We start from the raw sequence: 25,386 nt of genomic DNA on the forward strand, positions 1-25,386 counted from the left end.
GCCAAGCGGCCCGGCGGCAATTCACAAGTCCGTCTTAGTCGTTGGTCCCGACGCGAACCGGGATCGCCGCGGCGTTCCTTCGCAAGGCCCGACGGACCCGCCTTTGCACCTGGCGTGCCTTCGGCCGTCGCGCCCCGCCGCGCCCCGCCGCGCGCCAAGAGGCTCGCCTGTCGCGGCACCGGGTCGCCGAACACCCGATGCCGCGACCCGGCCGGTGTTCTACCGGGTCAGGCGCTTGTAGGTCGGACGCTTCGGGTTCACCGATTCCGGGCCGAGGCGGCGGATCTTGTCCTGCTCGTAATCCTCGAAATTGCCCTCGAACCACTCGACATGGCTGTCGCCCTCGAAGGCGAGGATGTGGGTCGCGAGCCGGTCGAGGAACATGCGATCATGGCTGATGACCACGGCGCAGCCTGCATACTCCTCCAGCGCGTCTTCCAGCGCGGTGAGCGTTTCGGTGTCGAGATCGTTGGTCGGCTCATCGAGGAGGATGACGTTGGAGCCGGACTTCAGCATCTTGGCCAGGTGCACGCGGTTGCGCTGGCCGCCGGACAGGGTGCCGACCTTCTGCTGCTGGTTGGGTCCCTTGAAGTTGAAATTGCCCACATAGGCGCGGGAGTTCATCTCGTACTTGCCGAGCTTCATGATATCGACGCCGCCGGAAATCTCTTCCCAGACATTGTGGTTCGGGTTCAGATCGTCGCGGCTCTGGTCGACATAGCCCAGATCGACGGTCTCGCCGATCTCGACCTTGCCGCTGTCGGGCTTTTCCTGACCGGTGATGATCTTGAACAGGGTCGACTTGCCGGCGCCGTTCGGCCCGATGATGCCGACGATGCCGCCGGCGGGCAGCTTGAACGACAGATTGTCGATGAGAACCCGGTCGCCGAAGCTCTTCGTCAGATTCTCGATCTCGATCACCTTGTTGCCGAGGCGCTCGCCGGTCGGAATGACGATCTTGCCGTCGGCCGGCTTGCGGTTCTCGGCCGCCTCGACCAGTTCGTTATAGGCCTTGATGCGGGCCTTGGACTTGGTCTGGCGGGCCTTCGCGCCCTGCTGGATCCACTCGCGCTCGCGGGTGATCGCACGCATGCGCGCATCGTCCTCGCGTCCCTCCTGGGACATGCGCTTCTGCTTCTTCTCCAGATAGACGGAGTAATTGCCCTCGTAGGGAACGCCCCGGCCGCGGTCGAGCTCGAGAATCCAGCCCGTCACATTGTCCAGGAAGTAGCGATCATGGGTCACCATCAGGACGGAACCTTCATATTCGCGAAGGTGCTTTTCGAGCCAGAGAATGGTCTCGGCGTCGAGATGGTTGGTCGGCTCGTCGAGCAGCAGGATGTCGGGCTTGGACAAAAGGAGCTTGCAGAGCGCCACACGGCGCTTCTCACCGCCCGACAGCGGGGCGATCTCGGCGTCGGCCGGCGGACAGCGCAGGGCGTCCATCGCCATCTCGACCTGGTTCTCGAGGTCCCACAGGTTCTGCGCGTCGATGACGTCCTGGAGTTTCGCGCCCTCGTCGGCGGTCTCGTCGGAATAGTTCATCATCAGCTCGTTGTAACGGTCGAGGATCGCCTGCTTGTCGGCGACCCCCTCCATCACGTTCTCGAACACCGTCTTGGTCTCGTCGAGCTTCGGCTCCTGGGCGAGATAGCCGACCGTCGCACCCTCGGCGGCCCATGCCTCGCCGGTATATTCGGTATCGACGCCGGCCATGATCTTCAGGAGCGTCGACTTGCCGGCACCGTTCGGGCCCAGAATGCCGATCTTGGCATCGGGGTAGAAGGAGAGATGGATGTCGTCGAGGACCTTCTTGTTGCCGTAGGTCTTCGACAGGCCGGACATGTGATAGATGAATTGGCGTGCCATGGCGCGCGTGCGTCTCCGTATGGACCGAATGCGGGGTTTTGAAGTTGCCCACGATCTAAGCCATTCGGCACTGTTTCGCAACGCAAGATCTGCCGCGGACGCCGCGCGCGCTTCTCCGCGGCCATACGCAAAAGCCACAGGGTCGACGTCACGTGACCGCCCGGCGACGCCGGGCCTTGCCCTCGGCGGCCAGGCTCGCCATCATCAACGGCCAGAGCGGTCGATCTCCTGCCGCTCGCCTTGACCGCAGCGCGAACGCCATGAGCCGATCAGCCCTCTTTCTTCCGCCCCAGGGGCATTTCCTGCGGCCCCGTCTGCGCCTTGCACGGCCCGCGCGCCGGATCGCCTGGTTCGGGCTGACGATCTTTTTCGTCGCGATCCTCTGCTTCAGGATCGGCGGCATTTCGGCCGACGCCCTGTTCGCCGGCCTGGCGCTGTCCTGCGCGCTGCTCGTGGTGGCGCTGCTGATCGCGCTGTTCGGGCTGGCCAAGGCCTGGTTTCTCGCAGCGCGCGGAGGATCGGCAGCGCTCGGAGCGGCGGTGGTCGCGGCCATCGGCCTCGTCCCGTTCGCCTATGCGGCCTTGCTGGCGGCCGAACATCCGGCCACGAACCGTGCCTATACGATCGGTCTCGTCCAGCCCGTCGGCGACGGTCCGGGCCTTAAGAGCCCGCCCGCAACCGAGGCGGCGGATGTCGCCACGCTGACATCGGCGCTGGCCGCACGGCGCTATGCGGCCCCGCCCATCGTGGTGACGGAGGCCGTGCAGACCGCGCTTTCCGATGTCGGCTGGACGGTCGAGGACATCGTTGCCGTCGATCCGGCCGGGGACACCGCCGCCGAGGACGACCCGCTCGGCATCATCACCAACAGCGGCGTCGCCCCGTTGCCGACACCGCGCGACAGCGTCCAGGATTCGCAGACCGGCGGGCAGTTCGACCTGCCGGCACGCGACATCTACCTTGCCCGCGCCACCACGTCCGACTGGCTGCTCGGCCTCGAAAGCGACGTGACCATTCAGGTCGAGGCCGAGGAGGACAGCGCGACGGTGGTCGATATCCGCTCGGTCTCGCGCGACACGCCGGTCGATCTCGGCCAGAATCGCCGGTTCATCGAGAGTTTCTACGAGGCGCTCGATCTCGTCATGTCCGGCGAGGAAGACGTCTAGGGCGTCTGACGGGGGCGCCCGATCCGGTGTTCGGCCGAGCCGGCGTCCGGTTAGCGACCGCGCGGATGAACGGCGACGGGAACGCACGAGGCCGGACGCTTCTTCGCCCGCACATTCAAAACGAATTCTTTGGAACTTGCAGGCTAGGGTCCGCCTGCGTGCCCGCTTCGTCGAGGCGTCGCAACCCGTCCCGGTCTCGGTTTCGTTCGCCCTGACCATCGCCCCATTCGAAGGACAGTCGCCGCTCAGCCGATGATCCGCTTCGCACTCAAATCCGCTTTTGCGCTTGGCATCGCGTCCCTGTTCGTGCCCGGGCTCGGTTCCTCGGACAAGGACGGAGCCGGGATCGATCTCGTGAAGAGCTTCGTCGGATTTCAGGCGGCGGTCGAGGACGTGCTCGGCTTCTGCACGCGGGCACCCGAGGCTTGCAAGGCGGGCTCGGAACTCAGCACCTTCGCGCTCGGGCAAATGGAAACCGGGATCGGCCTCGCCATCGACGCGGCGGGCCCGGCGCTTGTGTCATCGGCTCCGAAGCCCGGCCTCGATACGACACCCGCGCCCGGCGAACCCCACGCCCTGCGGCTTGCGCCCGTCCCCGATTGGGGTGCGATCGACCCGGCGCTTCTTGCCGAACTCCAGGCCTTCGGGCAGGCGGCCGAAGAGGCCGGCGCCGGCGAGGTCTCGCCGGAGATGCTGGCCGCCGTGCGTCGTGCCGCGAAGCTTGCGACGAAGGGCGAGATTCCCGTCGCGCCGCCGGCCGCGCCGCTTTCGCCTCGCTTCGGGCAGGAGGCCGTGGCCGCCACCCAGCCCGCCGGAGCCGCCGCGGTTCCGGTTCCGCGTTCGCGTCCCGGCCTGTAAATCGAACCGCGGGTCCGCTATATCCCGGCTATCTGCACGACGCGATGCGAACGATCCAGCGAAGGAGATGCCGGTTGCAATCGATCGAGGACATCCTTTCCGACTTCGAGTTTCTGGACGATTGGGAAGATCGCTACCGCTATCTGATCGATCTCGGTCGCACGCTTCCGCCGCTGGAGGCGGCCGAGATGAACGATGCGACGCGGGTTCAGGGCTGCGTCAGCCAGGTCTGGCTCGTCAGTGAGACCGACGGCTCCACGCCGCCGCGCCTGACGTTCCGGGGCGCGTCAGATGCGCATATCGTCAAGGGCCTCGTCGCGATCGCGCTGGCGCTGTTCTCGCACAAGACGGCGCCCGAAATCCTGAAAACCGACGCGCTCGCAACCTTCAAGGAAATCGGCCTCGAGGAGCATCTGACGCCGCAACGCGCGAACGGGTTGCGGGCCATGGTCGACCGGATCAAGCGCGATGCGGACGCGGCCATCGAGAAGGCCTGAGCGCCGGGCCTCCGGCTGTCCCGGACACTAGACCGGCGCGATCGAAGGCCGCGCGTCCGGCGCTTTCCACCCGCGCAGCGGGCCGCAGCCGCGCCGGTCGACCCCGTCGAGCCCGTAATGGCGCACCAGCATTCCAAGACCCACCTTCAGAAGCATCTTGGCCGAGCGCGCCGGCCATCCGCGCGTGCGTTCGACTTCTTCCAGCCCCTTCAGATGACAGGCGATATCGAGAATCAGGCCCGCAAGCTCCGGCCCGATGGCGTCGATCGCACCCTCGACGCGCGCCCGCGCATCGATGGCTGTGTCCGACAGGTCCCCGGCTGCGCCGCGCCCGGCTTTCGCGGCAGGCTGAAAATCCCAGCTCTGGCTCACCGACGCCATCAGCGACCCGCGCGTGAAATCGGACCGCAACCGCTCGGCCGCATCGCGCTCGGATCTCGTCAGAAACGGTTCGCGGCCGCCCCGTCCCTGCGAGAGCCGGTTGATCGCCCAGTCCTTCTCGCCCGCAAAGCTCATGACCGCGCCTCCGCCGAGGTCTCGGCGCAAAGGGCTCGTGCGATCGAGCGCGCGAGGGTCTCCAGCCTTTCGATCTTCGCGTCGAAGGCCGGATCGTCGCGCCCGTCCTCGATGCGGCGAACCGCATGGGCGATGCTGGTTCGGTCACGGCCGAAGGTCCGGCCGGCGCGAATGAGCGAGACCTGAAACACCACATGGGCGAGATACATGGCGATGTGGCGCGCCTCGCAGACCGGGGCGGATGCGCGGTTCGGCCGCGCGATCTCGGCCACCTCGATGTCGAGAACGGCGCCGGCGATCGCGATGGCGATCCGGCAGAACTGGTGATCGGCCGCCGCCCGTTCCAGCCGCTCCTGTTTCGAACGGTCCGGAGGGTTCTGCGGACGTGCGGCGGACGCCCCCGGACAAGGCCGCGTCTCGAAATGTGTGAGCATGACGTCTCTCCCTGTGTTGACCGGACCCATTGAGACGTCCTTTCCCGCCATGGGGACAAGTTTCCTATAATCGCCTAGGGAATCTCTTCGAAACGACCTCTTCGCTCTCAAATTTGCGAGGAAGCCGAAGATTTCCGTTGCAATCCCGGTTTTTCAATAGGTATTTTTTCCTCATCCGTAAACGCGCGGGCGAGGATTGCGGGTTCATTGTCCACAAGGAAACCGCTTCCCATGACCGACGTCCCTCTGGGTACGGCACTCCACGCTGCCGCATGCCGCTTTGCCAAGGAGCGCCAGGCGTCCGCCCGCCTTCCGCTGGAGGCGGCGGAACTCGCCTTCATCGCGGCCGCGGCAGGCTTGCCCGGTCCGCGACTGAGGCTCGAAACGCGCGAAATACGAAAGAAGACGACCCGCGGGCTCCAGAGCCGGCTCGACGACGGCGACCTGCGCTACGCCCTCGAAGATCTTCAACCGGTGGTCCTGACAAGGGTTCAGGAACAGGTCGCGCAGGCTCTTGCGACCATGAAGCGGCGGGCACGAACCCGAGACGCACGTTACGACATCAATCGGCACGCGGCACTCGCGCGGCTTGCGGCCGTCCTCGCCGCGGCGGTGCACGGCACAGGCATTTGCGGCGGCGGAGCGCCTCTTCGCCCTACCGCCAGTGCCGCTCCGCGCTCCCGTGCGAGCATTGCCCGAACGAAAAAAGCGCCCGGTTCGGCACCGGGCGCTTCATCACGAGACGCTGCCGGCTCGCTGCCGGCAGGGTCGTTCAGATCAGTAGGCGATGTCGGCCGCGGCAGCTTCGCCTGCATCGACCGTGTTGCCCACATCGGCGCCGACGCCGCGAACCGTGTTGGCACATGCGCCGAGCGACAGGAGACCGGCCATAAGCAGGACGACGGAAGTTAGACGGGTGTTCATCGGAAGGGCCTCGACTGTATGCGTTGAATATCAAGGCTTGAATGTCGCAGGGCCACCGCAAGTTCCATCCTCCACGATAAAATCGCAAGGTTGGTGAAATATCGCGCGAGGCCAGGATCGAAAGAGCGGTGCGGGTGGACATCGGCGATGCAAGCCCCGACATGACTGGCAGGCGGACGCCGTCTCGTTTGACGGATGCCCAGTCTTCAGTTCGCCCGACCGTCTTCTTCGATAAGGAATTTCAAGCCCCATGGACATGGCGCAGGACCCCTCAGGCGACACCGCGATCACCCGCCCCGACGAACTCCTCGTGCTCGTCCTCCAGGGCGGCGGAGCCCTCGGCGCCTACCAGGCCGGGGTGTTCGAGGCGCTGTCGGAAAAGGACGCCCTGCCCGACTGGATCGCCGGCATTTCGATCGGCTCGATCAATGCGGCGCTGATCGCCGGCAATCCGCCCGAGACGCGGGTGGCCGCGCTGCGCGGCTTCTGGCAGACGATCTCTTCGCTCGTCACGTTCGACCCGCCGGTCCCCGGCCTCGTCGCCCGCACCGTGTTCAATGAGGCGAGCGCGACGGCATCCGCGCTTCTCGGCATTCCCGGCTTTTTCAGACCGCGTCTTCCGCCGACCTACGTGCTGCCGACGGAGGATCCCGGCGCGCTCAGCTATTACGACACCGCGCCCCTGCGCGACACGCTGCTTAAATTCTGCGACTTCGACCATCTCAACGACAAGGGACCCCGGGTCAGCCTCGGCGCGGTCAATGTGGGAACGGGAAACTTCTGCTATTTCGACACCGACGACGTTCGGATCGGCCCCGAACATGTGATGGCGAGCGGCGCGCTGCCGCCCGGCTTCCCCCCGGTCGAAATCGACGGGGAATGGTACTGGGACGGCGGCATCGTCTCGAACACGCCGCTGCAATACGTGATCGAGCGCGGTGTGAAGCACGACATGGTGGCCTTCCAGATCGATCTGTTTTCCGCCCGCGGCAGTCTGCCGCGAACCATGGAAGAGGTTTCGAAGCGGGAAAAGGATATCCGCTTCTCCAGCCGGACTCGCCTTGGAACGGACGTGGTGAAACAGCGTCAGCTCGAACGCCGGGCCATTCACCGGCTTCTGGAGAAACTGCCGCCCGATTTCGATGACGATTCCGACGCGGCATTCCTGCGCGATCACGAGAACGACGCCTCGGTCACCATCGTCCACCTCATCAACCGGATGCGAAAGCACAGCCGCGACTCCAAGGACTACGAGTTCTCCCGTCATTCGGTCGAGGAACGCTGGAACGACGGCTATCACGACGCGATGTGCACGTTGCAGCACCCCGCCTTCGTCAACCGGAGCAAGCCGGACAGGACCATCGAAGTCCTCGATCTGGCGACCGGCGAAGATCTGTCGGACAGTCGGACCAGCGCCCCCGGACGTCGAAACTTCATGTCGGGAAAGCGGCGCTGAACCTCGACTTAACCGGTCCGGGTGTCTAATAGCCCAAACGTCGATCAAGCGATATCGGTCAAAGTCCATAGGGATCGGCCGGTGTCGCGCGCACCCACGATCCGGCCGTCGAAATCGGCGGCAATCCAGAGGATGAGAATAAGGTCCGTGTCGCCCCTCGCCTTCTCACGCATCCGGCGCGAGTTCCGCCGGCAAAAAGGCAGGCGGCAGCGTCGCATTTCCGCAATTCTGCGCTCCTTCTCCAACCGGCGGAGCGCGACGGATCCGACGATCCAGGATCTGTCGCTCGCCTTCGACACCCGTGCCTTCGGGGCGTTCTTCATTCTGTTCGGCAGCCTCAACCTCGTCCCGCTGCCGCCCGGCGCATCGACGGTCTTCGGTCTGCCGCTCATCCTTTTCGCGCTTCAGCTCGCCGTCGGGCGACACCGCGTCTGGCTGCCGGAGCGTGTTCGCACCATTCGCCTGAAGCCCGAAACGCTGGCTTCCCTGATGACGAAGGTCGGGCCGCTCATCCGGCGGGCCGAGAGGCTGGCTCGACATCGGATGTGGCCTCAGCCGGAAGGCCTTCTCCTGTGTGTCGTGGGCTGGATCTGCCTGTTTCTCGCCGTCATCGTCGCGATCCCGTTCCCGCTGACCAACATGGCACCGGGCGTCGCCATCGCGATCGCGGGCATCGCGATCACGGCACGGGACGGTTTGTGGCTGATCGCCGCGGCCGTGCTCGGCGCTGCCTCCGTACTGTTCCTCATCGGCGTCTATGGCGGCGCGGTGCTCGCCCTTGTCCACATGCTGTGATCAGCCGACACGTTCGGGTGATGGCACGCGATCGTGCGGTGCTTTCCGGGACCAAGCGGGGGGCTCGCGCGTTGCTGCTTGGATCGTCACCTGACAAAAGGTTCCAGACCCTATGGCACGCACGCGCAAACGCGGGACGTCGTCGTCCGCCACCCTGTTTCCCAAGTCCGCCGTGGAAGCCAGCGCGATCATGGTGGGGGCGCCCTTCGTCATCGCAACCCGCCTGACGCAGATGGCGTTGGCAGGAGGCAATCCGAGCGCCGGGGACCTGCGGGAAAACCGGAAGATGGTCGCCGAAAAGGTCGCCGCCGTTCAGCAATCGGCCTTCGCCTTCAACCAGGCGATGATGAAGAGCATGATGGACATGCCGTTTGCCTTCATGACCGCCAATCCGCTTGCCAAGTCGGCGGACGCCATCGTCTCGGCGGCACTCAAGCCTTACAGTTCCAAGGTCAAGGCGAACCGGAAACGCCTTTCGAAGTGAACGCCAACGCCCGCCGCCCCCCCTTGCGCCCGTCTCCGCCTGCGGGCGACCGCAGGGCGGGCTATCGAACGTCCTCGTCCATCCAGAACCTTTGGCGCTGCTGCCACAAGGTCTCGCCGATCCTGCAATCGACGGAACCGGATGCTTTCGTCGCAACGATCGGCGCAGCGTTCGATCGCGCGCGCGGGTCCTGCGTGTCGATCGGCCAGTCCAGCGCCAGTTCCAGCACCAGCTTTCGCCTGACGGCCGCCGGAAACTGCGGCCAGTCGTGCACCGGAACGACGAATGCGCCCGGTCCCCCGATGACGCACGCCTCGTAATAGCGATCGAGGTCGTCGATCGCCGCCCAGGAGGCGCCGTCGTCGCCGGTCATGAGCGGCAGGCCGTTGATCGTGATTCCCCGCGCCACCGCCGCGTCGCGCGCCTCGTCGACCGTCTGGCCCTGATTGTTCGGTCCGTCGCCGGAAATGTCGATCACGCGCTTCAACCCGTCATAGCCGTTGGCGTCGAACAGGCCGGCACTGTAGGCGATCCCGCCCGAGATGGATGTGCGGCGCGCCCGTGTCGGCGGGCCGGCGGCGAGACGATAGGCGAAGCCGTCGGCGCTTTCCTTGGAATCGATCAGCGTCCACGGAATGACGGTGGCCTGCGTCGCCTGCCCCGCCCATTCGACGTAAGTGACCGCGATGGCGCCGTTCACACCGTCGAAGATCGCATCCTGGACCTCGCGCGAGCGAAACGCCGCGGCGTAGCCTTCGCGCTGGATGATCTGCTCGGCATCGCTCATCGACCAGCTGATATCGACCGCGAGGACGAGTTCGACATCCACCGGCGTTCCCGCCTCCGCCAGGGCGCCGCGTCCGGCCCCCAGTGCGTCGAGGCCGCGGCTCTGGGCGACCGCAAGGCCGGCAGCCGACAGGAGAAAGACGCACGCGACCATGGCGGCGGCCACGGGCTCCAGGCGGGGTGTGCGGCATGTCCTCGATCCGGTCATGACGCAAGGTTCGCCCGACACTGCTCGTTCGCGCAAGACACGATCGCGTTTGGAACGCGGCGCGTGGCGGGCCGGCCCTCCGTGACGGGCATGAGGGGTATGACGGGCGGCGGCGGGCCGCCGCCGGATCAGTAATCGGGCGCCTTGATCAGATGCTGCGGGCGCGCCGCGATCTCCGGCTCGTAGACCTCGCTCGTCCAGCGATCCTTCTCGACCGCCTCGACGCCGATGGACACGGCGCCCTCGCGCGAGCCGAAGACCGCCATGATCGTCGCGGTGATCCCGTCGGCGAGCCGCTGCTTCTGATCGGCGTCGAGATCGACGGGAAAATGCTTGATGGAGACGTGGGGCATCCGGATCTTTCTTTCATGCAAAGGAGGATCGCCCCGCCGCGGTCGCGCCGGCGGGGCGAGATGACGGCGGCGCAGTCAGCTCCGGGCGCGCTGGCCGAACAGAACGCTCTGGGCGTTCTTGTCGGTCTCGAGCTTCAGCTTCTCGCGCTCGTCCTTGCCAAGGTCCAGACCGCGCGCCACGGCGGGACGGGCCTTCACGGCCTCGAACCAGCGCTTGAGGTTGGGGAACTCGTTGATGTCCTGCCCCTGGTTCTCGTAGGGGACGATCCAGCCGATCGCGGCCATGTCGGCGATCGAATAGTCCTTGCCGCCGAGGAATTCGGTTTCGCCGAGACGCCTGTTCATCACGCCGTAGAGCCGGTTCGTCTCGTTCGTGTAGCGTTCGATGCCGTAGGCGATCTTTTCGGGCGCGTAATTGCGGAAATGATGGGTCTGCCCCGCCATCGGCCCCAGCCCGCCGACCTGCCAGAACAGCCATTCCTCGACGGCGACCTGCTCGCGCCCGCCCCTTGGGTAGAACCGATCGAACTTGCGGCCGAGATATTGCAGGATCGCGCCGGATTCGAACACCGACACCGGTTCGCCGTCCGGCCCCTCCGGATCGACGATCGCCGGCATGCGATTGTTGGGAGATATTTTCAGAAAGTCCGGTTCGAACTGATCACCCGCCCCGATGTTCACGAACCTTACGTCATATGGAACACCCAGTTCTTCCAGCATGATGGATATCTTCCACCCGTTGGGCGTCGGCCAGTAATACAGTTCGATCGGTTTCGTTTGCGTTGTCATCAAGGGTTGCCTTTTCGTTTACGATGCCTCAGAAACGCCCTCAGAACGTGCGACCTATGACCGAAATAGTTCTCGCTGTCACCAATTCGGCTCATTTTGGCCAAGTTCTGCGGTCTAGCTGTTGGTGGAGGTAAGGCATCATGGGGATGATGCCAATGAAGGGCGGGTGTCACAGCGTTCATCAAATCGAACGTCGGCTGCATCCGAAGTCAGCCTGGCGACAGGTCACCGTGCCATGAGTCACGGTATCAAACAGGGGGTGTACCCATGATCAAGCGACTTTCTTTCTTCACGGTCCTCATCGCGCTTTTCGGGATGGCCATGAGTGCGCTCGCCCAGAACACCGTCGAACGCTCGGGAAGCGCCCTTGCGTCCGTGTCGGGCGACCGCTGCGATTATACGCAGGGCATCGTCTGCACGATCGAACGCGCACCGGCGCCGCTGAGCGTCACGGCCAGTTTCTGACGCGACCGGACGGTTCCGCAATTTCATCCGCACGGCCATGCCGGGCCGCGACCCGGCCACGAATGCGTCCCACCGCCAACTCCGGTCGCCGATATCGGGGCGGAGCCGAAGGGTATCGGGATCCCGGCAATGTCCGGACGAACCGCCCCGGGTGCGGAACCACCCCCAGCTGCAATTGCACGAGACCTCTTTTCCTTTGATGCCGGTCTGCTAGCTTGGGTCGCATGACCGACATGCTGACAACAGACATCGGACGAGACGCGTTCAAGACCCCCGAAGCGGCTGAAGGTGCCAGCTTCACCGATGCGAAGGCCGCTGTCGCGGAGCTGTCGCGACTCTACCGCCGCGCCATCGAATTTCTTGCGGAGCAATTCGAAGCCACCATCGAACGCGGCGAGGCGAGAACCCGTATCCGCGCCTTCTATCCCCAGCTCTCGATCTCGACGTCCAGCCATGCGAGGGTCGATTCCCGGCTCTCCTTCGGCCATGTCAGCCATCCGGGCTGGTATACGACGACGATCACCCGGCCGGATCTTTTCGAGAACTATCTGATCGAGCAGATCAGCCTTCTGATCCACAACCACGACGTTCCCGTCGTCGTCGGCGATTCCACGACGCCGATCCCCCTGCACTTCGCCATTCCCGACGGCTCCTATGTCGCGGCGGAAAAGGTCGAACGGCTCGGTGGGCCCCTGCGCGACTTCTTCGACGTGCCGGACCTGTCTGCGACGGACGACCGGATCGTCAACGGCAACTATACGCCCGGCTATGGCGAGGGCCTGCCGCTCGCGCCCTTCACCGGCCAGCGCATCGACTATTCCCTGCATCGCCTGCAGCATTACACCGCGACACGGCCGGAATATTTCCAGAACTTCGTGCTCTTCACCAACTACCAGTTCTATATCGACGAATTCTCCACGCTCGCCCGTCAGATGATGGCCGATGGCGGCGGGGGCTATGCGGCCTTCGTCGAGCCGGGAAACGTCCTGACCCGCGCGGGCGATCTGGAACCCGCCACCGGCGAAGCCCCGGCCCGCCTGCCGCAGATGCCGGCCTATCACCTCGTGCGCGAGGACGGCCACGGCATCACCATGGTCAATATCGGCGTCGGTCCGTCCAACGCGAAGACGATCACCGACCATGTCGCGGTGCTGCGGCCCCACGCCTGGCTGATGCTCGGCCATTGCGCCGGGCTTCGCACCAGCCAGGAGCTCGGCGACTACGTGCTGGCGCACGCCTATGTGCGCGAGGACCACGTCCTCGATGCCGATCTTCCGATCTGGGTGCCGATCCCCGCACTGGCGGAGGTCCAGGTCGCTCTCGAACAGGCGGTGGCGGAGGTCACGGGGCTTTCGGGCTACGAGTTGAAGCGGATCATGCGCACCGGCACCGTCGCGACCATCGACAACCGGAACTGGGAGCTGCGCGATCACCGCGAGCCGATGGAGCGGCTGTCCCAGTCGCGGGCCATCGGTCTCGACATGGAATCGGCGACGATCGCGGCCAACGGGTTCCGGTTCAGGGTGCCCTACGGCACGTTGCTGTGCGTGTCCGACAAGCCGCTTCACGGCGAACTCAAGCTGCCCGGCATGGCGACCGACTTCTATCGGCGGCAGGTGTCCCAGCATCTGAAGATCGGCATGCGGGCCCTCGAACTGCTGAGCGAATTTCCGCCCGAACGCATCCACTCTCGCAAGCTTCGGTCGTTTACCGAAACAGCGTTCCAGTAGGCGGCGGCAGCGGTGAACACGATCGCGCCAGTGCAGGCGGCGCAGGGGCGGAAGCGGTCCCGTCCGGTGCTTCCCGGCCTGGGTTTCGGGGCCATCGCCTGCCTATCGGCGCTGCTCCTCGTCGCGGGGTTCCTCGGACATTACGCGGCCGCGCTGGATTCATTCTCCCATTTCAGGGTCCATCTCGGCCTTGCGGCGATCGTCGCCGGTCTCGCCGCAACGGCGCTGTGCCGCAGGCGGGCGCGTCTTGTCCTCGGCATCGTCCCGCTGCTCGTCGGGATCTACGCGGTTTTCACCGTTCTTCCGTTCCTTACTGATCTCGGCGAAACCATCGCTCACCAGGGCGACGGCGCGAATGCGTCGGGCGACCGGGGCGCGGCAGCGTCCGCGGAGGAAGCCCTCACGCTGCTGCAGATGAACCTTCTCTACAAGGCCGAAACGGCGCCCGCGCTGCGAACCATCAGGCAGGCGAGCGCGGACTTCGTCACCCTTCAGGAAGCTTCGCCGCGCTGGATCGAGGCGCTTGGCGCGACCGGCGATCTCTATCCCCACCGGGCCACATGCGCGAATGCGCAGCTTTCCTCGAGTGTCCTCATTCTGTCGAAACATCCCTTCGACGGGGCCGTGATATGCCGCGAAAGGCTGCGCTTCGTCGCCGGAACGGTGGTGCTGGAGAACGGGCACCGCGTGACGATCGGGTCGGCGCATCTCTTCTGGCCCTGGCCACACGGCCAGAGATGGCAGCTGCACGCCCTGTCTCCCGAACTCGAAGCACTGCCGTCGCCCCTCCTCGTCGGCGGTGACTTCAATGCCGTGCCCTGGAGCGCCTCGGTCCGGAAGTTCGCCGCAGCCAGCGCTACCAGCCCGGTTCGCCATATCGGCGCGACGTTCGCGCCCGCGTTCCTTCCCGCCGCATGGAAGGCCTGGGTCGGTCTGCCGATCGACAATGTGCTCGTCTCGGAGGAAATTCTCGTCCAGTCCGCCGAGACCCTCGCCCCCACGGCCGCCGATCATCTGCCGGTCCAGGTCCGCTTCGCGATCGCGGACGACTGATCGCAACACCTGCGAACGGCGGCATCTTGGCACCGCCGCGCACGTTCGGCCGACAAAATGTCCTGCGACGAATGGAGTTGTTGGCGGGGGTCGGCCAGCCGGCCTACCGTCTGCCGATGATGACACCGCGCACCGACGATACCGCTCGACAGGCTTGCGACGTTCCGGATCTCGATCCGGCGGACGGGGCTTGCCGCGCCGCCTTGTGCGCGGAGTGACATCGTCGATGCGCGTCATGATCCTCGGCGGCTACGGTGCTTTCGGAGGCCGTCTCGCCCGTCTCCTCGCCGACTGTCCGGATCTCGAACTGCTGATCTGCGGACGCAGCTTCGCAAGCGCCGAGGCCTTCTGTCGCGATTTCAAGGGCGCGGCGAGAACTGTCCCGGTCGAACTCGACCGCGACACGATCGCAAAGGGGCTTTCCGCCTTTCGTCCCGATCTCGTGGTCGATGCCTCCGGGCCCTTCCAGGATTACGGCGCGGACGGCTACGCAGTCGTCAAGGCGGCGATCCGCCATGGCGCGAACTATCTCGATTTCGCGGACGGGGCCGACTTCGTCGCCGGCATCGCCCGTTACGACAAGGACGCCAAGGCCGCCGGCCTCTTCGCCCTGTCCGGCGTCAGCACGTTTCCGGTCCTGACGGCGGCGGTCCTTCGCGAGATCGCCAAGACGATCGCCATCCGGGAGGTGCGCGGCGGCATGGCGCCCTCGCCGCATGCCGGGCTCGGCGTCAACGTCATCGGCGTCGTCCTCGGCTATGCCGGGGGGCCGGTCGCGATCCGGCGCGGCGGCGAGACGCGGACGGCCTACGGTCTTACGGAAAGCCTCGACGCGACGATCGCGCCGCCGGGCGCCCTGCCGCTTCGCAGCACCCGCTTCTCCCTCGTCGAGGTCCCGGACCTCACCCTTGTCCCGCTCGAGCACGAGACGCTTCGCGATATCTGGATCGGAGCCGGCCCCGGCCCGCAATGGGCGCACCGTGTGCTGAACCTGTTTGCCAAGGTGCGCAGGCGGTTCGGCCTGCCCTCGCTCAAGCCGCTGGCGCCGTTGGTCCACTGGATCCTCGAGCGCCTGGCGTCCGGCGAGCATCGCGGCGGCATGTTCATCGAGGCGACGGGACCGGACGGGACCGGGACGGAGCGGACCCTGACATGGCACCTCATTGCCGAAGGCGACGACGGTCCGTTGATCCCCTCGATGGCGATCGAGGCGATCGTGCGCAAGCTTCGTTGCGGCGAACGCCCGGCGCCCGGGGCGAGAGCGGCCGTGCGCGCGCTCGAACTGTCCGACTATCTGGCGCTGTTCGAAGATCGCCGGATCGTCACCGGCTTCCGCGAGACGCCATGCGCCGATGCGCCCGTGTTCCGCAAGATTCTCGGACCGGGGCTCGATGTCCTGCCCGCCGCCGTCCGCGCCTTTCACGACAGTGCGCAACCCCGCCGGTGGAGCGGGTTTGCCGATATCGTGCGCGGCACGAGCCTCCTGTCGCGGCTCGTCGGGGCGATCATCCGCGTTCCGCCGGCCGGCATGGGCGTGCCGCTGGACGTGACGGTGACGCCGGATGCGACCGGCGAGTCCTGGGTCCGGCAGTTCGGTCACCATCGCCTGACAAGCGTTCTGACCCCCGGCATCGGTCGCCACGAGCATCTCATGTGCGAGCGCTTCGGGTGGGTGGATGTGGGAATAGCCCTGGTGATCGAGCACGACCGGCTTCGCTTCGTGCCGCGGCACTGGGCGGTCCTCGGCATCCCCATGCCGAAGCGGCTGCTGCCCTCCGCCAAGACGTTCGAGACGGCGGAGAACGGGCGCTTTCGTTTCGACGTGATCTTCAGCGCGCCGATCGTCGGGCTCATCGCGACCTATCGCGGATGGCTGGAGCCGGCCGCGATCGGCGTGCCGGCCGAGACGGGCGCGAGGGCGCTGCAGCCGGGCGAGTGATGCCGCACCCGGCTGCAGCGCCCTCGCGTCTCAACTCTCGTTCATGCGTCTCGCCTTTTGGCGCAGCACGTATTTCTGCACCTTGCCGGTGGAGGTCTTCGGCAGATCCTCGAAGATGACGGTCTTGGGCGCCTTGAACTTCGCCATGTTCTGACGGCAATAGGCGATGACCTCGTCCTGCGTCATCACCTCGCCCGGCTTCAGGACGATGAAGGCGCACGGCGTTTCGCCCCATCTCTCGTCCGGACGCGCCACCACCGCGGCCTCGGAAATCCTGGGGTTCCGATAAAGGACGCTCTCGATCTCGATGGACGAGATGTTCTCCCCGCCCGAAATGATGATGTCCTTCGACCGGTCCTTGATCTCGATGTAATTGTCCTCATGCATGACCGCGAGATCGCCGGAGGCGAACCAGCCGTTGCGGAAGGCGGCCGCGTTGGCCGCCGGGTTCTTCAGATAGCCGCGCATGACATTGTTGCCGCGAAAGAAAATCTCGCCGATCGTCGCGCCGTCGTGCGGCACCGGCTCCATGGTGTCGGGGTCGGCGACCATGATGTCTTCCAGAACCGTGTAGCGAACGCCCTGACGCGCCTTCTTGGCGGCCCGTTCGTCGTCGGACAAATCGTTCCACGCCGCCTTCCATGCGCAAACGACGGCAGGCCCGTAGGTTTCGGTGAGGCCGTAGGTGTGGGTGACGGTGATCCCCATCGCCTCCACCCGCTTGATGACGGCGGCCGGCGGCGGCGCGGCGGCCGTCATGGCATGGATCGGCACCGGCAGATCCTTCTTCAACGCATCCGGCGCGGTCGCCAGCGTGTTGAGGACGATCGGCGCGCCGCAGAAATGGGTGACCTTCTCCCGGCGCATCAGGTCGAGGATCGGCTTTTCCCGCACGGCCCGCAGGCACACGGCGGTGCCGGCGAGCGCGGCCAGCGTCCAGCAATAGCACCAGCCGTTGCAGTGGAACATCGGCAGCGTCCAAAGATAGACCGGATGGGGCTGCATGCCCCAGTCGTGCGCGTTCGACAATGCGTTGAGATAGGCGCCGCGGTGATGGTAGACGACGCCCTTGGGATCGCCGGTCGTACCGGACGTGTAGTTGAGGCTGATGGCCGCCCATTCGTCGTCCGGCTTCCAGTAGGCCTCGCCCGCCTCCCCTTCGCGCAAGAGCGCGTCGTAGGTCGTCGCCCCGATCGGCGCGTTGTCGCCCTCGTACATCGCATCAGGCACGTCGACGACGAGCAGATCGCGTCCGCTCCTTGCGACCGCGCCTTTCGCGATCTCCACGAACTCCGGATCGACCATGAAGATGTCGGCCTCGCCATGGTTCAGGATATAACCGACGGTGTCGGCGTCGAGACGGGTATTGATGGTGTTCAGCACGCCGCCGGTCATCGGCACGGCGAAGTGCAGTTCGAACATTTCCGGCGTGTTGGCGAGCATCGCCGACACGGTCCTGCCGGGGCCGATGCCTCGCTTCGCCAAGGCGTTCGCCATCCGTTTCACCCGTTCGAACGTCTCGGCCCACGTGCGCCGCACGTCCCCGTGAACGACGGCCGTGTAGTCGGGATAGACCGAGGCCGCCCGCTCGATGAAGCTGATGGGCGAAAGCGCGACGTGGTTCGCGGCGGTCTTGGGCAGATCGGTCTCGAAGATATTGGACGTCATGGGCTTTGCTGTTCTCCCGGTCTCGGCGGTGCTGGCGGGCTTGTCAGAGCATGTCGCGAATGTCGGTCTTGCGCAGCTTGCCCGTCGCCGTATGCGGCAGGGCGTCGACGATGCGCACATCGTCCGGAATGCACCATCTGGCGACCTTGCCCTCGTAGAAGCTCCGGATGTCATCGGCCGTGGGCGCCTGCCTGCCGTCCTTGACGACGAGGAACAGCACCGGCCGCTCGCCCCATTTGTCGTCGGTCCTGGCCACGACCGCCGCTTCCTTCACGGCGGGATGCCCGGTGGCGACGTTTTCCAGTTCGATCGAGGAGATCCATTCGCCGCCGGACTTGATGACGTCCTTGGTGCGGTCGACGATCTGGACATAGCCGTCGGGATCGATCGTGACCACGTCGCCGGTCTCGAACCAGCCATCGGCGCGGAAGGACGGGCTTTCGCTATCGGACCCGAAATAGCGGCTTGCGACCCAGGGCCCGCGCACCAGGAGAGCGCCATAGCTCTTGGCGTCGCGCGGCACGTCGCTGCCGTCCGCCCCCTCGACGCGGAACTGCATGCCGAAGAGCGGCCTTCCCTGCTTGGCGTTGAGCGTCAGCCGCTCCTCGTCCGACAGGTTCGCATGCTTGGGCTTCAGCGCGCTCGCGAGCCCCACCGGGCTGGTCTCGGTCATGCCCCAGGCGTGGCGCACGGAAACGCCGAGCGCGTTCATGCGCTCGATCAGCGGGGCCGGCATCGCCGATCCCCCGACGGCCACACGCTTCAGGGTCCCGAACGTGGCGCCGGCATCCTCCATGTGGGCGGTCAGGCCCATCCAGATCGTCGGAACGCCCGCCGACATGGTGACACCCTCCGCGTCGAAAAGCTTTCGCAGGCTCGCACCGTCGAGATTGGCGCCCGGCATCACCATTTTCGCGCCCATCATCGGGCAGGCATAGGGCAGCCCCCAGGCATTGACGTGAAACATCGGCACGACGAGGCACGCCGTGTCCTCGCCGGACAGCCCGATCGCGTCGACCCAGCCGATCGCCATCGCGTGCAGCACGGAGGAGCGGTGGGAATACAGAACGCCCTTCGGGTTTCCGGTCGTGCCCGACGTGTAGCACAGGCTGCAGGCCTCGTTTTCGTCGAGCCGGGGCCACTCGTACGTGCCGGAACGACCCGCAATCAGCCCCTCGTAGGAGACCAGATCGGGAAAGACGCCGGATGCGGGAAGCTCGTCCTCCTCGCACAGGACGACGATCGCCAGCCCCTTCGGCAGAGCGTCCTTCAGCGTTTCCAGAAGCGGCAGGAACATCGGCTCGACGAAGACGGCCTTGTCGTCCGCATGATCGAGGATGAAGGCGATCTGCTCGGGAAACAGGCGCGGATTGATGGTGTGGCAGACACGGCCCGATCCGCCGACCGCGAAATAGAGCTCCAGATGGCGGTTGGAATTCCAGGCCATGGTGGCGACGCGGTCGCCGGCGCCGATGCCCATCGCGTCCAGCGCATGGGCAAGCTGCGCGGAGCGTGCGGCGACCTCGCCATAGGTCTTGCGGGTGATCCTGCCGCCGACACCGGCCGAGACGACCTCGGTATCGGTGTGGTACTTGGCGGCATGGTCCAGAATTCCGGAGACGAGCAGCGGAACGTCCATCATCAAGGCTTGCAACGAGGTCTCCTCCCAAAGACGTCGCCTGCCGAAGCCGGCAGGAGCGGCTGCGTTCACCCGCCAGACAGTGGCACGCAGCCCCATCATGACGCCCTTCGTCGTCTATCGGCAAGAGACGATCTGCCAAGAGGCAAAGACGATGTCGAGCGGGAATCGATCAGGTGGAGCGTCGCCGGCGCGTCGCGTCGATGCCGGGTTCCCAAGCATTGTCTGCCCGGTCAGGCAACGGCCCGACCGGCTGAAGCTATGCAGCGACCGACGTTTGTTTGACGGCCATACGAAGAACGATCCCGTCCGACAAGAAGAACCCGTCGAGCATGTCGTTGGAGAGATGGACGCTGGACAGACCATCGATCCGGAACATCTCGCTCAATCCCTTGATTCCGCGATGGGATGCCGACATCATCTGGATATCTGAAATGTCCAGATCGATTTGCTCGTGGGTGCGCAGGCACGTCCCGACCCGGCGATAGAACTCGCGCTTGTCCAGGTTCGGATCCATCGGGACAATCCAGAGGCGCCAGGCATCGATGCTCATGTCGTGGTACCAGACCGCTGCGATGGGCCTGATCCCCTCTTCGTCCAACGCCTCGACGAGCCTGTGCCCGTTCGTCACCAATAAGCTCTGATCCATGGTAGAACTCCGCTATCGTTTTCTGCGACGGCATTGACCAGCATCGACGCCGAAGATGCGTCGATGGTCTCATATCGGCTTTCGGGACGCCATTCCGAAGCGATCGCCCAGTTCTCGAGAAAGCGGCTCGTCGCAAGACCGGCCCGGTCGAGTTCCGCTTTGAGCCCAGCCAATCGCACCAGTTGACTGAAATCGTGCGTGAAGATGGTCTTGAGAAACGAACGATCCGGGATCGTCTCACCGACGATCTGACGAGACGCACAGGCTTTCAGTCCGATCTCGACCGCATATCCCGCGAGATAATAGGCATTCGCATAGCGCCGATGCGCCAACAGAAGCTGAGCATCGGCGATTTTGCCCTCGGCGATTTCATGGAGATCCGTCCGGCGCATCACATCTCCTGATAGACCGGGCCCTCGCCGCCCTGGGGCGGGACCCATTCGATGTTCTGGTTCGGGTCCTTGATATCGCACGTCTTGCAGTGGACGCAGTTCTGGCCGTTGATGACGAATGTCTCCCTGCCGTTCTCGACCTGCCATTCGTAGACGCCCGCCGGGCAATAGCGCTGCGAGGGTCCGGCATAGACCTCGAACTCGGAGGCGTGCTGGAGCGCTGCGTCCTTCACGTGGAGATGCACCGGCTGGTCCTCCTCGTGATTGGTGTTCGAGAGATAGACCGAGGACGCCTTGTCGAAGGTGAGCTTGCCGTCGGGCTTGGCGTAGTCGATGGGCTTGTGCCTGGCCGCCGGCTCGAGACATTCGTGATCGGCCTTGCCATGGGGCTTCGTCCCGAACAAAGAGAGGCCGAACAGCGAATTGGTCCACATGTCGATGCCCCCGAGCACGATGCCGACCGCCGTGCCATAGGTCGACCAGAGCGGCTTCACGTTGCGCACCGGCTTCAGGTCCTTGCCGATCGCGGAGCTGCGCCAGGCGTTCTCATACGCCTCGAGACGATCGTTCGCGCGGCCCGCCCGCAGCGCCTCCGCGGCCTTTTCCGCCGCCAGCATGCCGGACGTCATCGCATTGTGGGCGCCCTTGATGCGCGGCACGTTGACGAAACCCGCCGAACAGCCGATCAACGCGCCGCCGGGAAAATCGAGCCGGGGCACCGACTGCCAGCCGCCCTCGGTGATCGCCCGCGCGCCATAGGCGATGCGCGTGCCGCCGGCCAGAAGTTCGGCGATGTCGGGATGCGTCTTGAAGCGCTGGAATTCCTCGAAGGGCGAAAGATAGGGATTCTTATAGTTGAGATGGGTGACGAACCCGACATAGACTTGGTTCTGGCCGAGATGGTAGAGAAACGACCCGCCGCCGGTGCCGTTCCCGAGCGGCCAACCGAAGGAATGCTCGACCCGGCCGGGCTTTGCCTTGTCCGGTGAAATCTCCCACAATTCCTTGATGCCGAGGCCGAATTTCTGCGGCTCGCATGCCGCGTCGAGCCCGTAATCCGCGATCGCCCGCTTGGCGAGCGATCCGCGCACGCCCTCGCCCAGGAACACGTACTTGCCCATCAGCGCCATGCCGCGCTGGTGCTGGCTTCCGGGCTCTCCGGTCCGCGTGATGCCCATGTCGCCGGTCGCGACGCCGACGACGACATTCTCGTCGTTCTTCAGGAGTTCGGTCGCGGCGAACCCCGGATAGATCTCGACGCCGAGGGCTTCGGCCTTTTCCGCAAGCCACCGGCAGACGAGGCCCAGGGAGACGACGAAATTGCCCTCATTGCCCATCAGCTTCGGCATCAGGACATTCGGCAGGCGCACCGAGCCCTGCGGCCCGTAATAGTAGAAGCGGTCCTCGCTCACCTTCGTCCTGATCGGCGTTTCCTCCGTGCGCCAGTCAGGCAGGAGCACGTCCAGCGCCGACGGGTCGAGCACGTTTCCCGACAGGATATGGGCGCCCACCTCGGCCGCCTTTTCCAGGACAACGACCGAGAGATCCGCGTCGATCTGCTTCAGCCGAATCGCGGCGGCGAGGCCGGCGGGCCCCGCCCCGACGATCACCACATCGAATTCCATCGATTCGCGCGGGTCGAGATCTTGTGTCGTGGACATGGGGCTGGGATCGCTTTTGATGATTATTGCTGTTCATTGGCTTAGACCGGTTCTAGCTTGTTCCCGCGGCGGGTCAAATTCGGCGGTGCGACGGCCAGCCGGCCGTGCCCGTCGACGCGGCGGGCAGGACGACGTTCCCTCCCGCTCCTGCCGCGCCGCGAAAGGACGAGGCCCGCCGTGACCTATCTCTACCTGTTCATCGCCATTCTCAGCGAAATCGTCGGCACGACCGCCCTGAAGATGACCGACGGCTTCACCCGTCTCGGGCCCTCGATCGTCACCGTCCTCGCCTACGGCGTCGCCTTCTATTGTCTCTCGCTGCCGCTTCGCTCCCTGCCCGTCGGCATCGTCTATGCGATCTGGTCGGGCACCGGCATCGTCCTCCTCGCGCTGATCGATCTCTTCTGGTTCAGGACGAGCATCGATCTGGCGGGCTTTCTCGGCCTCGCCCTCATTCTTGCCGGGGTGGTCGTCATCAATCTCTTCTCCCACACGGTCAGTCACTGATCCCCGCCCCTGTCTGACGGCCGGGCGATCGGCTATGATGGCCCCCATGTCAGCCGAACCGCTCGATCCCGACCTTCAACGCCAGGCCATCGCGCTCCTGAATTTCTATTCGGAGGCCGGCCTCGACATGTTCCTCGACGCCCGTCCGAGGGACCGGTTCACCGAAACAAGAGGCGAGACGGCGCGGCGCGCGGGGCGCGATCCGGGGTCCCGGGCGGCACCGGACGCTGCATCGCGGCTCGACCGCCCGGCACCCGCCGCATCCCAACGCGGCGTCGAGCCCGTGCGCGATGCCCGTCTCGACGAGGCGATGGCGAGCTTTCCGGCGCCCGTCCTGCAGATTTCGGGCGACATGGCGGTCGCGGACGCGCGCGAGCGCGCCCGGTCGGCGACGAGCCTTGCCGAACTTGCCGAGGCGATGCGCTCCTTCGAGGGCTGCGGCCTGCGCGTTACCGCCAAGACCTGCGTCTTCGGCAATGGCGCGGAAGATGCGGACCTGATGCTCGTCGGCGAGGCGCCCGGGCGCGAGGAAGATCTGGCGGGCGAACCCTTCGTCGGCAAATCCGGACAGCTTCTCGACCGCATGCTGGCGGCGATCGATCTGAAACGCGAGGATGTCCGCGTCACCAACACCGTGCCATGGCGCCCGCCGGGCAACCGGCCGCCGACGCCGGCCGAAACCGCCATGTGCCTGCCCTTCATCCAGCGGCAGATCGAACTGGTGGATCCGAAGATCCTGATCTGTCTCGGCAATCCCGCATCCAAGGCGCTGCTTGAAGCCGACCAGGGCCTCCTGCGCTTTCGCGGCCAGTGGAAAAGCTACACGATGGGGCTCGGCGAAGGCGGACAGATCCACGCCATGGCCATGCTGCATCCGGCCTATCTGCTTCGAAATCCGGCCCAGAAACGGCTGGCCTGGCGCGACCTTCTCGCCCTGCGAGAGAAGCTCGATTCACTCACGGCTTTGTGATCGACAGCCTCCATGGGGCGAACCTGCGGTAAAAACGTCGCGGTCGCAGAGGTTTGGCGCATTCGGGAATTCGGCGATGATTGTGCGATGCAACAACGCATATCCCCGATTTCCTCCCCGCCTCTCGCTCCAGTCATAATTGCCCGATAGGGCCCGCCGCGGTGCCGTTCCTTCCATCCGTGTCCGGCGGCACCGACATGATGCGAGGCCCCCATGCAGTTCACCCGGCAAATCGTCCCGATCGCCGCTCTTCTGATTTCGACGTTCTTCCTGATGGCGGGCGCCGGCCTGCAGGGCATCCTGATGCCCGTGCGCGGCTCGATCGAAGGCTGGTCGACCTACGAGATCGGTCTTCTGGGAACGAGCTACGCGATCGCGTTCACGCTCGCCTGCGTCGTCATGCCCCTCGTGGTGCGCAGCGCCGGGCACGTGCGGACCTTCACCTCGCTGTCGGCGCTCCTCGCCATCGCGATCCTCCTGTGCGCGCTCATCGTCGATTCGATCGCCTGGATCGTCTTCAGGGCAATGGCCGGTCTCGCGCTCGCCGGCTGCTACATGGTGATCGAAAGCTGGCTCAACGAGCGCACGACCAACGATAGCCGGGGCACGATCTTCTCCATCTACATGGTGGTCACGATGGCCGCGATGATGGGGGGCCAGTACGTGATGCCCTTCGCGGACCCGGCGCTGACGACATCCTTCATCCTGTGCGCGATCCTGTTCTGCCTCGCCGTCATTCCGACGGGCTTGTCGCGCGCCGCCTCGCCCGCGCCGCTCCAGAGCGTCTCGATCGATCTCGGCCTCATCTTCCGCAATTCCCCGGTCGGCGCGGTCGGCGTCTGTCTCGCCGGCGTGATGTCGGGTGCATGGAACAACATGGCCCCGGTGTTCGGCCAGCAGATCGGCCTTTCGACCACCGAGATCGCCTCCCTGACGGTCGTCGCGATGGCCGGCGGCATCGTCTTCCAGATCCCCCTCGGCAAGCTGTCCGACAGGATCGACCGCCGATATGTGATGGTCGGGATCGGCGCGGTCGGCATCCTCATCGCGTCGCTGGGGGCCCAGCTCGGCGAGGCCGGGACCTCGATGCTGCTTGCCGCCTCCTTCGTGATCGGCGGCGTCGTCTATCCGACCTATTCCCTCGCCGTGGCGCATTCGAACGACTATGCCACCCCGAGCGACTTCATCAAGATCTCGAGCGGCCTGCTCATCCTGTACGGCATCGGCACGATGGTCGGCCCGCTCTACGCCGCATGGCTGATGGAGCAGTTCGGCCCGATCGGCATCTTCCAGAGCGTCGGGTCGGCCGCCGCGCTCTATGCGGCCTACGCCTTCTTCCGGACCTTCCGGCGCGTGGCCCAGCCTGCGGAGGAGCGCGCCGACTTCCGCGCCATCCCGCTCGGCCGCACCCAGACGCCGATCACCTACACGCTCGATCCCCGCATCGACGTGCCGGACGAGACGGAGACCGGACACGAGACCGGAACGGAAACCGAGCGTGTGGACGCGAAGGCGGAAACGCCCTCTTCCGTCGCGGCGAACTGATCGGACGACGCTCGAAAGCGCCGGGCGATCGGG

25 protein-coding genes are annotated in these 25,386 nt (G+C 65.5%); 14 read left to right on the forward strand and 11 right to left on the reverse strand.

Annotated elements, in window-relative coordinates; genetic code table 11:
- Nucleotides 1–219: 219 nt before the first annotated feature.
- On the reverse strand, nt 220–1,869 hold the full coding sequence (ettA, locus tag U0C82_RS12555; protein ID WP_322187508.1) for an energy-dependent translational throttle protein EttA: 1,650 nt from the start codon (nt 1,867–1,869) through the stop codon (nt 220–222).
- Nucleotides 1,870–2,129: 260 nt separating this feature from the next.
- Here ettA and U0C82_RS12560 point away from each other — a divergent pair, with 260 nt between their 5' ends.
- The 3 genes from U0C82_RS12560 (at nt 2,130) to U0C82_RS12570 (ending at nt 4,390) form a co-directional block, all read left to right on the forward strand.
- Nucleotides 2,130–3,035 (forward strand): DUF1499 domain-containing protein, encoded by a 906-nt coding sequence (locus tag U0C82_RS12560; protein WP_322187509.1) that lies wholly within the window; start codon nt 2,130–2,132, stop codon nt 3,033–3,035.
- A gap of 252 nt (nt 3,036–3,287) precedes the next feature.
- Complete coding sequence (locus U0C82_RS12565; RefSeq protein ID WP_322187510.1) at nt 3,288–3,893, forward strand: DUF5330 domain-containing protein; 606 nt, start codon at nt 3,288–3,290, stop codon at nt 3,891–3,893.
- 44 nt (nt 3,894–3,937) lie between these two features.
- A complete protein-coding gene (locus U0C82_RS12570) occupies nt 3,938–4,390 on the forward strand; it encodes a SufE family protein (protein ID WP_322187511.1) in 453 nt (150 codons plus the stop codon).
- A gap of 27 nt (nt 4,391–4,417) precedes the next feature.
- On the opposite strand, the gene U0C82_RS12575 is transcribed toward U0C82_RS12570, so the two are convergent.
- Both U0C82_RS12575 and U0C82_RS12580 read right to left on the reverse strand, forming a co-directional pair.
- Nucleotides 4,418–4,906, reverse strand: a complete 489-nt coding sequence (locus U0C82_RS12575) for a DUF6456 domain-containing protein (RefSeq protein WP_322187512.1) — start codon at nt 4,904–4,906, stop codon at nt 4,418–4,420.
- Nucleotides 4,903–5,340 (reverse strand): helix-turn-helix domain-containing protein, encoded by a 438-nt coding sequence (locus tag U0C82_RS12580; protein WP_322187513.1) that lies wholly within the window; start codon nt 5,338–5,340, stop codon nt 4,903–4,905. The genes U0C82_RS12575 and U0C82_RS12580 overlap by 4 nt, the downstream gene beginning before the upstream one ends.
- Before the next feature lie 231 nt (nt 5,341–5,571).
- Here U0C82_RS12580 and U0C82_RS12585 point away from each other — a divergent pair, with 231 nt between their 5' ends.
- From U0C82_RS12585 to U0C82_RS12600, 4 genes are all read left to right on the forward strand, one after another.
- The gene (locus U0C82_RS12585; RefSeq protein ID WP_322187514.1) at nt 5,572–6,252 is read left to right on the forward strand and encodes a hypothetical protein; all 681 of its coding nucleotides are present in this window, start codon (nt 5,572–5,574) and stop codon (nt 6,250–6,252) included.
- Between the two features lie 262 nt (nt 6,253–6,514).
- The gene (locus U0C82_RS12590; protein ID WP_322187515.1) at nt 6,515–7,720 is read left to right on the forward strand and encodes a patatin-like phospholipase family protein; all 1,206 of its coding nucleotides are present in this window, start codon (nt 6,515–6,517) and stop codon (nt 7,718–7,720) included.
- 147 nt (nt 7,721–7,867) lie between these two features.
- Complete coding sequence (locus U0C82_RS12595) at nt 7,868–8,515, forward strand: exopolysaccharide biosynthesis protein (RefSeq protein WP_322187516.1); 648 nt, start codon at nt 7,868–7,870, stop codon at nt 8,513–8,515.
- 112 nt (nt 8,516–8,627) lie between these two features.
- Complete coding sequence (locus tag U0C82_RS12600) at nt 8,628–8,999, forward strand: hypothetical protein (RefSeq protein ID WP_322187517.1); 372 nt, start codon at nt 8,628–8,630, stop codon at nt 8,997–8,999.
- Nucleotides 9,000–9,060: 61 nt separating this feature from the next.
- Here U0C82_RS12600 and U0C82_RS12605 read toward each other — a convergent pair whose 3' ends face one another.
- The 3 genes from U0C82_RS12605 to U0C82_RS12615 form a co-directional block, all read right to left on the reverse strand.
- On the reverse strand, nt 9,061–9,993 hold the full coding sequence (locus U0C82_RS12605) for a DUF1194 domain-containing protein (RefSeq protein ID WP_322187518.1): 933 nt from the start codon (nt 9,991–9,993) through the stop codon (nt 9,061–9,063).
- A gap of 128 nt (nt 9,994–10,121) precedes the next feature.
- Complete coding sequence (pptA, locus tag U0C82_RS12610) at nt 10,122–10,346, reverse strand: tautomerase PptA (protein WP_322187519.1); 225 nt, start codon at nt 10,344–10,346, stop codon at nt 10,122–10,124.
- A 75-nt stretch (nt 10,347–10,421) separates the two neighbouring features.
- On the reverse strand, nt 10,422–11,135 hold the full coding sequence (locus U0C82_RS12615) for a glutathione S-transferase N-terminal domain-containing protein (RefSeq protein ID WP_322187520.1): 714 nt from the start codon (nt 11,133–11,135) through the stop codon (nt 10,422–10,424).
- A gap of 267 nt (nt 11,136–11,402) precedes the next feature.
- On the opposite strand from U0C82_RS12615, the gene U0C82_RS12620 reads away from it, so the two are divergent.
- The 4 genes from U0C82_RS12620 (at nt 11,403) to U0C82_RS12635 (ending at nt 16,322) form a co-directional block, all read left to right on the forward strand.
- Nucleotides 11,403–11,600, forward strand: coding sequence for a hypothetical protein (locus U0C82_RS12620; RefSeq protein WP_322187521.1), 198 nt, complete (start codon nt 11,403–11,405; stop codon nt 11,598–11,600).
- Nucleotides 11,601–11,833: 233 nt separating this feature from the next.
- A complete protein-coding gene (locus U0C82_RS12625) occupies nt 11,834–13,330 on the forward strand; it encodes an AMP nucleosidase (RefSeq protein ID WP_322187522.1) in 1,497 nt (498 codons plus the stop codon).
- Between the two features lie 12 nt (nt 13,331–13,342).
- Nucleotides 13,343–14,383 carry an endonuclease/exonuclease/phosphatase family protein gene (locus U0C82_RS12630; protein ID WP_322187523.1) on the forward strand — a complete coding sequence of 347 codons (1,041 nt, stop codon included), beginning with the start codon at nt 13,343–13,345 and terminating at the stop codon, nt 14,381–14,383.
- Between the two features lie 226 nt (nt 14,384–14,609).
- On the forward strand, nt 14,610–16,322 hold the full coding sequence (locus U0C82_RS12635; RefSeq protein WP_322187524.1) for a saccharopine dehydrogenase family protein: 1,713 nt from the start codon (nt 14,610–14,612) through the stop codon (nt 16,320–16,322).
- 30 nt (nt 16,323–16,352) lie between these two features.
- On the opposite strand, the gene U0C82_RS12640 is transcribed toward U0C82_RS12635, so the two are convergent.
- From U0C82_RS12640 to U0C82_RS12660, 5 genes are all read right to left on the reverse strand, one after another.
- Entirely contained in the window at nt 16,353–17,990 is a 1,638-nt protein-coding gene (locus U0C82_RS12640) for an acyl-CoA synthetase (RefSeq protein ID WP_322187525.1), read from the reverse strand.
- Nucleotides 17,991–18,033: 43 nt separating this feature from the next.
- Nucleotides 18,034–19,731 carry a long-chain fatty acid--CoA ligase gene (locus U0C82_RS12645; RefSeq protein ID WP_322187526.1) on the reverse strand — a complete coding sequence of 566 codons (1,698 nt, stop codon included), beginning with the start codon at nt 19,729–19,731 and terminating at the stop codon, nt 18,034–18,036.
- A gap of 157 nt (nt 19,732–19,888) precedes the next feature.
- Complete coding sequence (locus U0C82_RS12650; protein WP_322187527.1) at nt 19,889–20,182, reverse strand: hypothetical protein; 294 nt, start codon at nt 20,180–20,182, stop codon at nt 19,889–19,891.
- 74 nt (nt 20,183–20,256) lie between these two features.
- Nucleotides 20,257–20,670: a hypothetical protein gene (locus tag U0C82_RS12655; RefSeq protein ID WP_322187528.1), complete on the reverse strand. Its 414-nt coding sequence runs from the start codon at nt 20,668–20,670 to the stop codon at nt 20,257–20,259.
- The gene (locus tag U0C82_RS12660; RefSeq protein WP_322187529.1) at nt 20,670–22,331 is read right to left on the reverse strand and encodes an electron transfer flavoprotein-ubiquinone oxidoreductase; all 1,662 of its coding nucleotides are present in this window, start codon (nt 22,329–22,331) and stop codon (nt 20,670–20,672) included. The genes U0C82_RS12655 and U0C82_RS12660 overlap by 1 nt, the downstream gene beginning before the upstream one ends.
- A 177-nt stretch (nt 22,332–22,508) precedes the next feature.
- Between U0C82_RS12660 and U0C82_RS12665 the strand changes: the two genes are divergently transcribed.
- From U0C82_RS12665 to U0C82_RS12675, 3 genes are all read left to right on the forward strand, one after another.
- Nucleotides 22,509–22,838 (forward strand): DMT family transporter, encoded by a 330-nt coding sequence (locus U0C82_RS12665; protein WP_322187530.1) that lies wholly within the window; start codon nt 22,509–22,511, stop codon nt 22,836–22,838.
- Between the two features lie 46 nt (nt 22,839–22,884).
- A complete protein-coding gene (locus U0C82_RS12670; protein WP_322187531.1) occupies nt 22,885–23,808 on the forward strand; it encodes a uracil-DNA glycosylase in 924 nt (307 codons plus the stop codon).
- 213 nt (nt 23,809–24,021) lie between these two features.
- Nucleotides 24,022–25,353 carry an MFS transporter gene (locus tag U0C82_RS12675; RefSeq protein WP_322187532.1) on the forward strand — a complete coding sequence of 444 codons (1,332 nt, stop codon included), beginning with the start codon at nt 24,022–24,024 and terminating at the stop codon, nt 25,351–25,353.
- The last annotated feature ends 33 nt before the right edge of the window (nt 25,354–25,386 follow it).

It is taken from the genome of Fulvimarina uroteuthidis (genome assembly GCF_034321785.1).
GTDB lineage: Bacteria > Pseudomonadota > Alphaproteobacteria > Rhizobiales > Rhizobiaceae > Fulvimarina > Fulvimarina uroteuthidis.

Excerpts from the sequence above, each read along its gene's own strand:
- ettA (WP_322187508.1), bottom strand. The coding sequence starts at position 1,869 with ATGGCACGCCAATTCATCTATCACATGTCCGGCCTGTCGAAGACCTAC.
- U0C82_RS12560 (WP_322187509.1), top strand. The coding sequence starts at position 2,130 with ATGAGCCGATCAGCCCTCTTTCTTCCGCCCCAGGGGCATTTCCTGCGG.
- U0C82_RS12565 (WP_322187510.1), top strand. The coding sequence starts at position 3,288 with ATGATCCGCTTCGCACTCAAATCCGCTTTTGCGCTTGGCATCGCGTCC.
- U0C82_RS12570 (WP_322187511.1), top strand. The coding sequence starts at position 3,938 with ATGCGAACGATCCAGCGAAGGAGATGCCGGTTGCAATCGATCGAGGAC.
- U0C82_RS12575 (WP_322187512.1), bottom strand. The coding sequence starts at position 4,906 with ATGAGCTTTGCGGGCGAGAAGGACTGGGCGATCAACCGGCTCTCGCAG.
- U0C82_RS12580 (WP_322187513.1), bottom strand. The coding sequence starts at position 5,340 with ATGCTCACACATTTCGAGACGCGGCCTTGTCCGGGGGCGTCCGCCGCA.
- U0C82_RS12585 (WP_322187514.1), top strand. The coding sequence starts at position 5,572 with ATGACCGACGTCCCTCTGGGTACGGCACTCCACGCTGCCGCATGCCGC.
- U0C82_RS12590 (WP_322187515.1), top strand. The coding sequence starts at position 6,515 with ATGGACATGGCGCAGGACCCCTCAGGCGACACCGCGATCACCCGCCCC.
- U0C82_RS12600 (WP_322187517.1), top strand. The coding sequence starts at position 8,628 with ATGGCACGCACGCGCAAACGCGGGACGTCGTCGTCCGCCACCCTGTTT.
- U0C82_RS12605 (WP_322187518.1), bottom strand. The coding sequence starts at position 9,993 with ATGACCGGATCGAGGACATGCCGCACACCCCGCCTGGAGCCCGTGGCC.
- pptA (WP_322187519.1), bottom strand. The coding sequence starts at position 10,346 with ATGCCCCACGTCTCCATCAAGCATTTTCCCGTCGATCTCGACGCCGAT.
- U0C82_RS12615 (WP_322187520.1), bottom strand. The coding sequence starts at position 11,135 with ATGACAACGCAAACGAAACCGATCGAACTGTATTACTGGCCGACGCCC.
- U0C82_RS12620 (WP_322187521.1), top strand. The coding sequence starts at position 11,403 with ATGATCAAGCGACTTTCTTTCTTCACGGTCCTCATCGCGCTTTTCGGG.
- U0C82_RS12625 (WP_322187522.1), top strand. The coding sequence starts at position 11,834 with ATGCTGACAACAGACATCGGACGAGACGCGTTCAAGACCCCCGAAGCG.
- U0C82_RS12635 (WP_322187524.1), top strand. The coding sequence starts at position 14,610 with ATGCGCGTCATGATCCTCGGCGGCTACGGTGCTTTCGGAGGCCGTCTC.
- U0C82_RS12640 (WP_322187525.1), bottom strand. The coding sequence starts at position 17,990 with ATGACGTCCAATATCTTCGAGACCGATCTGCCCAAGACCGCCGCGAAC.
- U0C82_RS12645 (WP_322187526.1), bottom strand. The coding sequence starts at position 19,731 with ATGATGGGGCTGCGTGCCACTGTCTGGCGGGTGAACGCAGCCGCTCCT.
- U0C82_RS12650 (WP_322187527.1), bottom strand. The coding sequence starts at position 20,182 with ATGAGCATCGATGCCTGGCGCCTCTGGATTGTCCCGATGGATCCGAAC.
- U0C82_RS12655 (WP_322187528.1), bottom strand. The coding sequence starts at position 20,670 with ATGCGCCGGACGGATCTCCATGAAATCGCCGAGGGCAAAATCGCCGAT.
- U0C82_RS12660 (WP_322187529.1), bottom strand. The coding sequence starts at position 22,331 with ATGTCCACGACACAAGATCTCGACCCGCGCGAATCGATGGAATTCGAT.
- U0C82_RS12670 (WP_322187531.1), top strand. The coding sequence starts at position 22,885 with ATGTCAGCCGAACCGCTCGATCCCGACCTTCAACGCCAGGCCATCGCG.
- U0C82_RS12675 (WP_322187532.1), top strand. The coding sequence starts at position 24,022 with ATGCAGTTCACCCGGCAAATCGTCCCGATCGCCGCTCTTCTGATTTCG.